The sequence below is a fragment of the Paenibacillus taiwanensis DSM 18679 genome (genome assembly GCF_000425125.1).
Classification (GTDB): Bacteria; Bacillota; Bacilli; order Paenibacillales; family Paenibacillaceae; genus Paenibacillus_B; species Paenibacillus_B taiwanensis.
This window is the reverse complement of sequence record NZ_AULE01000004.1, coordinates 1-12,238: the sequence shown is the minus strand read 5'-3', so window position 1 is coordinate 12,238 and position 12,238 is coordinate 1. Positions and strand designations below refer to the sequence as shown.

Annotated in this window: 11 protein-coding genes and 1 rRNA gene; 1 reads left to right on the top strand and 11 read right to left on the bottom strand. The window is 46.0% G+C overall.

All coding sequences use genetic code 11. The features are described from left to right. Positions 1–61: 61 nt before the first annotated feature. The 3 genes from ispF to H509_RS0101335 form a co-directional block, all read right to left on the bottom strand. Positions 62–544, bottom strand: coding sequence for a 2-C-methyl-D-erythritol 2,4-cyclodiphosphate synthase (gene ispF / locus H509_RS0101345; RefSeq protein WP_028543485.1), 483 nt, complete (start codon positions 542–544; stop codon positions 62–64). A 98-nt stretch (positions 545–642) separates the two neighbouring features. Then, positions 643–1,359 carry a 2-C-methyl-D-erythritol 4-phosphate cytidylyltransferase gene (ispD, locus tag H509_RS0101340; protein WP_028543484.1) on the bottom strand — a complete coding sequence of 239 codons (717 nt, stop codon included), beginning with the start codon at positions 1,357–1,359 and terminating at the stop codon, positions 643–645. Between the two features lie 43 nt (positions 1,360–1,402). After that, complete coding sequence (locus H509_RS0101335; protein ID WP_028543483.1) at positions 1,403–2,488, bottom strand: PIN/TRAM domain-containing protein; 1,086 nt, start codon at positions 2,486–2,488, stop codon at positions 1,403–1,405. Positions 2,489–2,708: 220 nt separating this feature from the next. Here H509_RS0101335 and H509_RS0101330 point away from each other — a divergent pair, with 220 nt between their 5' ends. Next, complete coding sequence (locus tag H509_RS0101330) at positions 2,709–3,104, top strand: nucleoside triphosphate pyrophosphohydrolase family protein (RefSeq protein WP_028543482.1); 396 nt, start codon at positions 2,709–2,711, stop codon at positions 3,102–3,104. A 112-nt stretch (positions 3,105–3,216) separates the two neighbouring features. Here H509_RS0101330 and pssA read toward each other — a convergent pair whose 3' ends face one another. The 8 genes from pssA to rrf form a co-directional block, all read right to left on the bottom strand. Then, positions 3,217–3,948, bottom strand: coding sequence for a CDP-diacylglycerol--serine O-phosphatidyltransferase (pssA, locus tag H509_RS0101325; RefSeq protein WP_028543481.1), 732 nt, complete (start codon positions 3,946–3,948; stop codon positions 3,217–3,219). Between the two features lie 50 nt (positions 3,949–3,998). Continuing rightward, on the bottom strand, positions 3,999–5,078 hold the full coding sequence (gene disA, locus H509_RS0101320; protein ID WP_028543480.1) for a DNA integrity scanning diadenylate cyclase DisA: 1,080 nt from the start codon (positions 5,076–5,078) through the stop codon (positions 3,999–4,001). A gap of 16 nt (positions 5,079–5,094) precedes the next feature. Continuing rightward, complete coding sequence (gene radA, locus H509_RS0101315) at positions 5,095–6,462, bottom strand: DNA repair protein RadA (protein WP_028543479.1); 1,368 nt, start codon at positions 6,460–6,462, stop codon at positions 5,095–5,097. 230 nt (positions 6,463–6,692) lie between these two features. Then, positions 6,693–9,137 (bottom strand): ATP-dependent protease ATP-binding subunit ClpC, encoded by a 2,445-nt coding sequence (clpC, locus tag H509_RS0101310; protein WP_028543478.1) that lies wholly within the window; start codon positions 9,135–9,137, stop codon positions 6,693–6,695. 51 nt (positions 9,138–9,188) lie between these two features. Beyond that, positions 9,189–10,295 (bottom strand): protein-arginine kinase McsB, encoded by a 1,107-nt coding sequence (mcsB, locus tag H509_RS0101305; protein ID WP_028543477.1) that lies wholly within the window; start codon positions 10,293–10,295, stop codon positions 9,189–9,191. A 50-nt stretch (positions 10,296–10,345) separates the two neighbouring features. Next, positions 10,346–10,900, bottom strand: a complete 555-nt coding sequence (mcsA, locus tag H509_RS0101300) for a protein-arginine kinase activator protein McsA (RefSeq protein ID WP_028543476.1) — start codon at positions 10,898–10,900, stop codon at positions 10,346–10,348. Positions 10,901–10,997: 97 nt separating this feature from the next. Continuing rightward, on the bottom strand, positions 10,998–11,462 hold the full coding sequence (locus H509_RS0101295) for a CtsR family transcriptional regulator (RefSeq protein WP_028543475.1): 465 nt from the start codon (positions 11,460–11,462) through the stop codon (positions 10,998–11,000). Between the two features lie 699 nt (positions 11,463–12,161). Beyond that, a 5S ribosomal RNA gene (gene rrf / locus H509_RS28710) occupies positions 12,162–12,238 on the bottom strand; the annotation flags it as partial.

The following is a 12,238-nucleotide window of genomic DNA, read 5'->3' as shown; positions in this document are numbered from 1 at the left end:
CGTTATGTCCCTCCGAACTATGCCTTTTATCGGCTTATATAAGCCTATATTCATCCCATTATCATACCATATTACGAATTAAGCAGACAACCGCTTGTGCAGCAATTCCCTCGCCACGACCTGTAAAGCCCAGCTTTTCTGTCGTTGTCGCCTTGACGTTAATCTGGGAAGCTTCAGCATCCAACACACGTGCGATATTGTCCACCATCGCAGGTATGTGTGGCAGCATCTTAGGCTGCTGTGCAATAATCGTACAATCCAAATTACCAAGCTTGTACCCTCGATCAGCAGCCATCTGCCATACATGCGCCATCAGTTTAACACTGTCTGCGTCTTTGAAAGCAGGATCTGTATCCGGAAAGTGCTTGCCAATATCACCTAGTCCAAGCGCACCAAGGACAGCATCACTAATGGTGTGCATCAGCACGTCTGCATCAGAGTGCCCCAGCAGCCCTTTCTCATATGGAATCGTCACGCCGCCAATAATACATGGACGTCCCTCCACCAACTGGTGTACGTCAAATCCTTGCCCTACTCGTATCATGTTGTTCCCCGCTCCCATCTGTTAAGTAAACTGCCATATCCAACATACCAACGTGATCATTGTATTCAACTTCTATTGCCCATTCAAATTATACCCTATCACCTTTGTTCGGGGTTATTATTACTGCTCCTGCTCAGCCACCAATCGGCCCATGCCAAATCTTCTGGTGTTGTCAGCTTAATATTGGAATAGCTGCCTTCAACGATATGCACGTCTATGCCCATCTGCTCCACAAGCATAGCATCATCCGTACCGATGCGTCCTGCTTTACCCGCTTCATCGTGGGCGCGCATCACATCTTCAAGACGAAAAGCCTGTGGGGTCTGAATCGCCCACAAGCTGCTTCGGTCAGGAGTCGCTGTAATGACACCATTCGCATTGACTTGCTTGATCGTATCTTTAACGGGTACGGCTAGCACGGCCGCTCCATATGTAATTGCCGCTTCTCCTACAGCAAGCACTTGTTCGGCCTCTACAAAAGGTCTAACCCCATCATGTATAAGCACAATGTTCAAGTTGCGCGCCTGAATGGCCTTCAGTCCTTCATATACGGAATGCTGACGTTCTTCCCCGCCAGGCACAATATCAAGCACCTTCGTTAATTGATACTGTTCCACCCAAATGCGGCAGCGATCCACATCGTGCCTGCCTGTTACCAAGGCGATGGATGCGCATTGCTCCATAGCTTCAAATCGTTCCAGCGTATGTATCAGTACGGGCTTGTCCTGCAACAGCAAGTATTGCTTGCTTTCCTGCATTCCCATACGAGTCCCCTTACCTGCCGCTACAACGATAACACCGAATTGCTGCTCCATCTTTGCTAACCCTCCATGATGGTAATACACCCATCATACCTGTTTATTGGGCTTTTTCCAACAGTTTCGGTTTCGCAAATATCATACGTCCAGCGGAAGTCTGTAATACGCTCGTCACAAGCACTTCCATCGTCGTTCCGATGTACTCTCTACCGCCTTCCACAACAATCATCGTCCCGTCATCCAAATAAGCTACTCCCTGGCCATGCTCCTTGCCGTCTTTGATCACTTGTACTACGATCTCTTCGCCTGGTAGTACAACCGGCTTGACAGCGTTAGCCAGATCGTTAATATTTAAGACAGATACACCTTGTAGCTCACACACTTTGTTTAAGTTATAATCGTTTGTGACGACTTTACCCTTTAGCAGCTTGGCCAGCTTCACCAGCTTGCTGTCTACTTCCGATATTTCATCAAAGTCACCTTCGTAAATGAGTACTTTTACTTCTAGCTCCTTTTGAATCTTATTTAATATATCCAGTCCCCGACGACCGCGATTGCGCTTGAGCAAATCAGAGGAATCTGCGATATGCTGTAGCTCTTCCAACACAAACTCAGGTATAACGATAGTGCCTTCAATAAATCCCGTCTTACAGATGTCTGCAATACGGCCGTCAATAATGACGCTGGTGTCCATAATTTTATGCTCTTCAAATCCTAAACTTGTGTTGTTTTCTTCTGCCTTAGGCCGCTTCCATGCTTGCATCCACTCCAGCACTTCATCCTGCTTCCAGTCAGCAATCTTTATGCCTATAATGCCACACCCCATCGTACATAGAACGGCTACCAATTGACCGATAAGTCCAAAGTGGCTTAATAAAGGCATAAGCAGCGCTGAAAAGCAAAGACCGATTAAGAGTCCACTTGTATGTATAATGAGTTGTGCCGGGGACATCTCCGTAATTCGAGTGCGCCATATGTTCCATAGCTTTGCTGCCGGAGCAGCAAGTGAATGACATAGTACCATTGCTACCACAGCGCCTCCAAGAGCCCACCATATCCGACCTGAAGTCCAACCGTTCACGGCAGATGCCCATTCCATCGTTCTGGCGTATAGGGCAGCATGCATTTCCATTCCACACCACGCCCCTAAAATACCAGCCAGCACCGTAAATGCGCGTTTGAACATAAACGTCCACCTCCTTGATTATTTCTTATCCTTACAATTATGGCCCAAGGAGTGACGGTCTAATCCGTATAGAACTGTTTTTTCCTTTTCATTCAGGTTGATATATGGGAATTATTAGTTTTATAATGAATACGGATGCACGTCGTTATTTTTAAAGAAGAGCGTTCAAGTGTGGTGAACATTTTCACTGCACCATTTCAAGAATAGAGGTGGATTTGAAATGAGCACTCCTAATTTGCAAACGTTTCAAGACCAAGTTGCCGACCTGTTACTCAGACATCGGAGTCTGTTAGACGTTCTCTCCAAATGCGGACAGTCGGACTCTTCTGTTAATCGTGCCGTCACTAAAGCCATCACAGAATGCGGATGTTTGGAGGTTCATGCGAAGCGCCAGCCCTATCAGCCCGAGATGGATCTTGATCAGGCCAAGCACAGCTTAGAGAGCCATCTGCAAGGCCATCTATGTGAGAATTGCAAAGACGTCATCCGCGCGGAACTGGGCAAGCATCTGTTCTACATGTCCGCGTTATGTAATCTGCTTGATATTCGATTGGATGAGGTTGTGAAGCAAGAGTCCAGCAAATGTTCAACATTGGGCGTTTTTAACTTGTCTTAATACGCTTATATAGCAGTTCCATGCCTTAACATGCAAAAAGCACCCGTTCCGAGGAACAGGTGCTTTTTAAGTTAGCAATTGTTATAGATTGTTGTTAAATCCATCAAAGTTCCTATGAAGAATGCTTGCGCTGCGTCCAGTCATCCACCTCCACCGTCTTTTTGCGACGGCGGTTCAGCATTCTAACGTTTTTTTTTAAGCCGAGCAGCGCGTATAAGACGAGCGGCACGAATATAAGCTTAGGTGTCTGTTCCGGCTTCCACAAAGCAATAGCGACCGCACCAGCAATAACAAAAGGTGTAATCCAAATCGCTTTCTTCGGGATGCCGTGCTTCTTGAAGTTCGGATAACGAACGGTACTAACCATCAAGTAGGATACGAGCAGCATCGCTACAATTAAATATGGCGCAGCAATGCTCTTATGGAACAAGGCAAGCGTACATACTACACCACCGGCCGCTGGAATGGGAAGACCTACAAAGTAGCCAGGGATGCCTTCAACAACATTAAACCGCGCAAGACGTAATGCGCCACAGATCGGAAAAATAGCCGTAACGACCCATGCAAGCGCAGGGTTTAATTCACTAAATGCACATACGTACATTACAAATGCCGGGGCAACTCCAAACGAAATAACATCCGATAATGAATCCAATTCCTTGCCGAATTCGCTCTGTACGTTCAGCGCACGAGCAACACTGCCATCTAAACCATCCAACAGCATTGCAATAATAACCATAAGGGCAGCAAGGTTGACCTCGTCGTTAAACGCAAGCATGATGGATATGATTCCGAGAAACAAGTTACCAATGGTAAACAAGTTCGGAATGGACTTTGTAATCATAGGTTCACCTCTAATTTTACTATGCCCAACGTGTTTTCATTTTAGGTACATTAAATCTGCCTGTCAATGAACACTTGCTCCTGAATTCGCTTCAGGCCTTCTTTAATTGTACGGGCGCGAACTTCTCCAATTCCATCCACCTCATCCAGCTCCTCAATGGTTGCCATCATAACCTGTGGCAAAGAACTGAAAGTATCAACTAAATTATGGATGACAATATTAGGCAAGCGTGGGAGCTTGTTCAGCACACGATAACCACGCGGCGAGATGGATTCATCTTGAGCCGTGCTGGTTGCCGGATATCCAAGTATACGAATCAGATGATGTGTATCCAGCAGTTCATCAGCCGTGCACTTCTTCAGTTGGGCAAGAATGTCACGGATCTTCTCGTCACTGGAGTCGCGCGCATAGTCTTTAAGCAGAAGCCATGCATCGTCCTCCGTATTGCTGACGAGCTCTTCTAGCTGCATGCTAATTAAGCGCCCCTCGGTTCCAAGTTCATTAATATACCGTTTGATCTCTAACTTAATACGTAATACCATCTCTGTACGTTGCACAACATTCACAACGTCTACTAATGTGACCAGTTCCTCAAACTCGGATGCTGTTAAATTCGTCAAACCTTGAACCAGTACCGCCTTGTATTTCTCCAGTGTCTGAATGGCTTGATTGGCTTTGGTCAAAATAACACCCATTTCTTTGAGTGCATATCTTAGACTACCCTGATAAAGCGTAATTACATTCCGGCGCTGGGATATAGATACGACGAGCTTCCCCGTCTGCTTCGCCACTCGCTCCGCCGTACGGTGCCTGATCCCGGTCTCGATGGATGGAATCGAGGAATCTGGAATCAGCTGCGTGTTAGCATACAAAATCCGCTTCATATCTTCGCTCAAAATAATGGCGCCGTCCATCTTAGCTAGTTCATATAAGTAGCTTGGCGTAAAATCACAATTAATGGAGAATCCGCCGTCCACAACCTCCATTACTTCCGGACTGTAACCTACTACGAGCAGTGCTCCCGTCTTCGCACGAAGGACGTTCTCTAAGCCTTCGCGAAAAGCAGTACCCGGGGCAACCAGCTTTAATAAATCATTCATAATATCGAGCTGACTTTGACCGTCTTTCATTCTATATCTATGCCCCCTAACCTAACGCCGCTGTTAATGCTTCCGCAACTGTATTAACTCCAATGATCTCAATATGTTTAGGCTGTGTCCAGCCTCGAAGACTATTCTCAGGCATAATAATACGCTTAAAACCAAGTTTCTCTGCTTCCTTGACACGCTGCTCCGCCCGGGATACTGCCCGCACCTCGCCTGTCAATCCCACTTCGCCAATGACAACATCAAACGGCTGAGTTGGCATATCCCGAAAGCTCGATGCAATGGCAACCGCGATTGCCAGATCAACCGCTGGTTCATCGAGACGCATGCCACCCGCTACATTGACATAAGCATCTTGATTTTGCAAAAACATCCCCATCCGCTTTTCAAGCACAGCGATAATTAAAGCTAGACGATGATGATCGATGCCTGTCGCCGTACGGCGCGGTGAAGGGAAATTCGTGGCAGCGACCAATGCCTGCATCTCCACCAGTACGGGACGTGTCCCCTCAAGGCTCGCTACAACAGTAGAACCTGATACGCCTAGAGGACGCTCCTGCAAAAACAGTTCAGACGGGTTCTTGACTTCCACTAACCCACCTTCGGTCATCTCAAAGATGCCCATTTCGTTCGTTGAACCAAAACGATTCTTCACTGCACGTAATATTCGATAGGAGTGATGCCGCTCCCCTTCAAAATAAAGTACACAGTCTACCATGTGCTCCAAAAGCCGAGGTCCTGCTATTGCCCCTTCCTTGGTTACATGGCCTACAAGCACCGTCGCAATCCCTTTACCTTTAGCTACACGCATAAACGCACTGGTGCACTCCCGAACCTGAGCAACGCTGCCCGGGGCTGATTCAACCGATGGTTGATAGACTGTCTGAATAGAATCTATGACAAGGAAATCCGGTTGTATTTGTTCGATTGCCTCTTCAATATGGAGCAAATTGGTCTCACTTAATACAAACAACCGTTCAGACAACGACCCTAGACGATCAGCACGCAGCTTCGTCTGACGCATCGATTCTTCACCAGATACATATAACACCTTCAAACCACTAACCGCAATCGCATTAGAGGTCTGAAGCAGCAGCGTTGACTTGCCAATGCCTGGATCACCACCGACCAGAATTAAGGAGCCTGGAACTACACCCCCGCCAAGCACACGATTAAGTTCAGAAATCGTCGTGCTAAGTCGTGGTTCACGCCCACTCTCTATATGTATGATCGGTTGCGGCTTTTCTTTCGTCACAAGAAACGATGATTGTACGCCAGCCGTCTTCACAACCGTCTCACGCTCTTCAACCATTGTATTCCACTCATTACAGCCAGGACATTTCCCCATCCACTTAGGTGACTCATAACCACATTCCGTGCAATAAAACTTGGTCTTTACTTTGGCCATACCAGCCGACAACTCCTAACCTTTCATTCTGCGGACGCAATTCATCTGCTTCTCGCTGTGAGACATATCGCTCTGTTTATAAGGTTTACAGATGATGTCGACTGTAGCAGAAGATGGCTCAACTTTGCCCGTAATCTCAATATTCTCAAGTTTACCATTTTTGAGGGGACGTGGAAAGGCGCGGCCACAAAAAAACGAGCCCTTATTAGGGCCCGTTCTCCGCTCATACCTTAATTGGTTGCAGCTGGTTCTGTATTAAGCTGAACGACCAGTCCGCCGTCCTTCTCATCAATTGTGACATAGTCACCTTTACTAATATGACCTCTCAGCAGTTCCTCAGACAAGCGGTCCTCGATATGCTTCTGGATCGCACGACGCAGCGGACGTGCTCCGTAGGCTGGGTCATAGCCTTCTTTCGCCAGAAATTTCTTCGCTTCATCTGTTAAGCTGAAGTGAATGTCTTGTTCGTTCAGACGTTTGCGCAGATCGTCAGCCATCAAGCTAACAATTTCTGAAATATGCTTCTCATCCAATGAGTGGAACACGATGATTTCATCGATCCGGTTCAAGAACTCTGGACGGAAGCTCTTCTTAAGCTCAACCATGACTTTATCTTTCATGTTGTTGTAGTCGCGCGCATTGTCGTCTACTGCCGTAAAGCCAAGCGTAGAATTACGCTTAATCGCCTCAGCGCCCACATTGGATGTTAAGATGATCAGCGTGTTACGGAAGTCTACAACACGTCCTTTGGAATCTGTAAGCCGTCCATCCTCCAGCACTTGCAGCAAAATGTTAAATACTTCGGGATGAGCCTTCTCAATTTCGTCCAGCAGTACTACCGAATATGGCTTACGGCGAACTTTCTCGGTTAATTGACCACCTTCTTCATAACCAACATAACCTGGAGGCGCTCCTACCAATCGAGATGTAGAATGCTTTTCCATGTACTCAGACATATCAATACGGATCACAGCATTATCATCACCAAAGAGCGATTCTGCAAGTGCTCTCGCCAACTCTGTCTTACCGACACCTGTAGGACCGAGGAATATAAACGAGCCCATTGGACGTTTCGGATCTTTAAGCCCTGCACGTGCGCGGCGAATCGCGCGGCTGACCGCCTTAACCGCCTCATCCTGCCCGATTACACGCTCATGGAGTATTTCCTCCATCTTCAACAGGCGCTCCGTCTCTTCCTCTTTGAGCTTGATGACAGGGATACCCGTCCAGCTTGCCACAACTTGTGCAATATCTTCTGGAGTCACTTCCGAATCCATACGACCTTGCTTCTCTTTCCACTGATTGCGGAACGTCTCCAGCTCTTCACGCATCTTCTGCTCAGTATCGCGCAGCGCAGCCGCCTTTTCAAACTCCTGGCTTTGCACAGCCGCATCTTTCTCCTTGCGGATATCCTCAAGACGCTGTTCCAGCTCCTTCAGATTAGGCGGTACGGTGTACGTGTGGAGCCTTACCTTGGAACTAGCCTCATCAATCAAATCGATTGCTTTATCTGGCAGGAAGCGATCCGTAATATAACGATCAGAGAGCTTAACCGCTTGCTCAATCGATTCATCAGTGATCTTTACACGATGATGCGCTTCGTAACGATCACGCAAACCTTTTAAAATCTGAATCGCTTCTTCTGGAGTAGGCTGATCTACCGTGATCGGTTGGAAACGACGTTCAAGCGCTGCATCTTTCTCAATATATTTGCGATATTCATCAAGCGTTGTAGCTCCGATGCATTGCAGTTCTCCACGAGCAAGTGCCGGCTTCAAAATGTTAGACGCATCAATTGCGCCTTCTGCACCACCTGCACCAATCAGCGTGTGAAGCTCGTCAATAAAGAGAATAATATTACCGGCCTGACGAATCTCATCCATAATTTTTTTCAGTCGATCTTCGAATTCGCCACGATATTTCGTACCTGCCACGACGGAACCCATATCAAGTGTCATGACTCGTTTGTCTCTTAACGTCTCCGGAATTTCATTATGAATAATTTTCTGCGCAAGTCCTTCAGCGATAGCCGTCTTACCGACACCTGGTTCGCCAATGAGTACCGGATTATTTTTCGTGCGACGGCTCAGCACTTGAATAACACGCTCAATTTCTTTACTGCGTCCAATAACAGGATCTAAGTTGCCTTCTTTTGCGATCGAAGTGAGATCGCGTGCCAAGCCATCCAGCGTTGGCGTACTTACGTTTTGCGGGGTACCATGATGACTGGATACCGCCTCACTGCTGCCAAGCAATTGCAGCACTTGCTGACGTGCTTTATTTAGACTAATGCCCAGGTTGTTTAATACACGAGCCGCCACACCCTCACCCTCACGAATAAGGCCGAGCAAAATATGTTCTGTTCCCACATAAGTATGACCAAGCTTACGTGCTTCATCCATGGACAATTCGATAACTTTTTTGGCACGCGGTGTGTAAGCAATGTTAGTCGGCTGTTCTTGACCGCGTCCGATCAAGGACTCGACCTCGTCTTGAATTTTCTCCAAGCCTAAACCTAATGCGACTAATGCTTTTGCAGCAATTCCTTCTCCTTCACGGATCAGTCCGAGCAAAATATGCTCTGTTCCAATGTTGTTATGTCCCAAGCGCACGGCTTCTTCCTGAGCCAATGCCAATACTTTCTGAGCTCGTTCTGTAAATCTACCGAACATCATCGACTTGCACCTCCACATGATTCATTATTTGTTAATTCGTTATTACTTGGTTCATTCCTGCAACTTCTTGCTTTTGTCCGATTGACGTGGTGCGGACAGTTTCCTGACCAGCGTCTCTCGAATGAGGCGGGCACGATAAATATCGCGTTCTTCCGCATTCATTTGTTTATTATAAATATGCTGCAAAAATCCAGGTTGAGTCATTACCATCAGTTCATTCAACATCGTAGGCGAAACATCCTTCAACAATCCAAGATCTGCGCCTAAACGAATATCAGACAAACGTTGTGCTGCTTCTTTCGTCTCCATAATAGCGGCATGCTTCAAAATACCGTAGGAACGACATACTCGATCTGTGAGACGTGTAATGTTCTCTTGTCTTAATTGCTCACGTGCGGCCTTCTCATGCTCGATAATTTGTTTGACAACACCATACAAGTTATCGATTATTTCTTCTTCCGATTGACCAAGCGTGATCTGATTGGATATTTGAAATAGATTGCCAATCGCCTCGCTGCCTTCCCCATACAAACCTCGAACCGCAAGTCCGACTTGCGCGACTGCTTGCAAAATACGATTGATTTGCTGTGTTAACACAAGCGCTGGCAAATGCATCATCACAGAAGCACGAATCCCTGTACCTACATTGGTCGGACAACTGGTCAAATAACCTCGCTTCTCATCAAAAGCATAATCTACTTTAGCTTCAAATACATCATCGAGTTGGCTGGCAGCCTCCCACGCCTCCCGTATTTGGAGACCAGGATACAAACATTGAATACGGAGATGGTCCTCTTCGTTTAACATAATGCTAATCGATTCGTCATCTTTCAGCAGAAGTCCCCCATTACGCGATTCATTAGCCAAATTAGGACTAATAAGATGCTTCTCGACAAGCACCTGTCTTTCCGTCGCGTTTAACTCAACCAGCTTCATTACATAAAAGTGACCCAAATCCGCAAAATCAGTCGACTCAGCCACAGCAGTCAAGCGAGTAAGCGATTCGGCCGATTGCTGGTTCGTCGCCAGAAGCGGAAACGGTATACCATGCAAGTTACGAGCAATCCGAATTCGGCTGCTAATCACAATATCCGAGTCAGGCCCTGTACCACGCATCCAATCGCTGACAGGCTGTTTCATAAAGGAATGATTGGACATAAGCTTTACTCCTCCTTACCCGTCTAAACGTTTCTTAACACCACTCTATATTATTGCGCTTCTGCTCCGCCGGTCAGTTCTTTCTCCAGCATTCGAATGTGATCACGTAATTGAGCTGCTTCCTCAAATTGCTCCATCCGAATACTCTCTTGCAGCTTCTCACGCAGATCATCCAATTCTCGCTTTCGTTGTAATACAATACCATTACGCTTCGGAATTTTGCCAACATGAATAATGTTGCCATGAACTCTCTTCAGCAAAGGATCAAGTCGAGATCCGAATGATTTATAACACTCGTCACAGCCGAACCTCCCCATCTTGCTGAACTGTGAAAACGTAAGGCCGCAGTTGTCGCAGCGCATCGCCTCAGGTGTTGCCTTAAATCCATATACTCCATTTTTGAGATTGCCCGTTCCGTTTGACAAGTCAAAATCCAACAGTCCCGAAAGTAAATTATGAATAGAAAACTCATGCGCGGGATCAGCATTAAATTCTCCCTTCTCCCGGGCACATCCCTCACAAATATGAGACTCCGTCTTCTCCCCATTAATAATCTTCGTAAAATGTAAAGTTGCGGGCTTCTGGCCGCAATGTTGACACATCATAGTCCCATTCCTCCTAATCAGGTGTATGCTTCACTTACACACCTTCAAACTTGAGCTAGCAAAAATGAACGCTGTGTCCTTCATGTCACCATCATAACTATGACTTCCCTAGCAAAGCAACCAGCATTGCGCGCAGCAACCGCGCACGCAACTCATCCCGATAAGGCAGCTTTAACATTAAGTTGTCACGTGACATAGCTGCACGAAGCAAACTTGCTTCTCGTCGGGAGATAATCTTCGCTTCTTCCAGTTGATAGATAAGACCATCCGCCGGATCTTGTCCAATACATTCACCAATCGTGTCACACACGTGCGTATGTATGGCATGTTGAGCCGGAAGTTCAATGCGTTGAATACGAATATACCCACCGCCACCGCGCTTGCTCTCCACAACATAACCCTTCTCTAACGTAAACCTTGTACTAATCACGTAATTTATTTGTGATGGCACACAAGCAAATTGTTGAGCTAGATCGTTACGCTGTATTTCCACAGCGCCCTCGCGGCTGTCCAACAACATAATTTTCAGATGCTGTTCGATCAAATCCGAAATATTGCGCAACTCACTCCCTCCTTTCTATGCATCTATATTAGGTTTAACCATTTTTGACGTATTATTATTCGGACTTGTTAATCATTTATTGACTTTGACTTTCTTTGACCTTGAATTTATTATATCAAAACGATTCCCATTTGCCAATTATAAATTTTGTTAGAAGTCATTCTTTTGTTAGGAACACCTGCTTGAGGTACCTTATATACATTACGATCCAGCATTCTTTTCTAAATCATATGAAGCAAAGCTGAATGAAGTGACATAACACTTGCTAGTAACATTTACATTTAGAATTTGGGATCTTAATGAAAGGGCGAATATATATGTGGATAAAAAAAGGGGATGGGGACAAATAAAAAAAGTCCCCGCTTATAAAATTGTGAACAAGCTATGACATTTCCACAAGTAGTGGACAAAAAGTGGACAACTAGCTTAATAACGTTAATATTAAGCACTATAAAATGAAGCAATGTGCATAAAATCCTCGTTAAAAGCCGCAAAATGAATATACACGTTAAATTTCATATGTTATGCACATGTGGATAACATATGAAAACGCAAATAATACCCACTATTCACACAGTGGATATCTCGTTCTATATTCAGTTCTTGCGATCCTTCAGCAGCGGTATACACATCGTTGCTGAAGACAGTATTTGAAATAGAGAAAACAAAACCCATCGACATAAGTCAATGGGCTTTACTGCTTGGCAACGTCCTACTCTCCCAGGACCCTGCGGTCCAAGTACCATCGGCGCTGGAGGGCTTAACGGTCGTGTTCG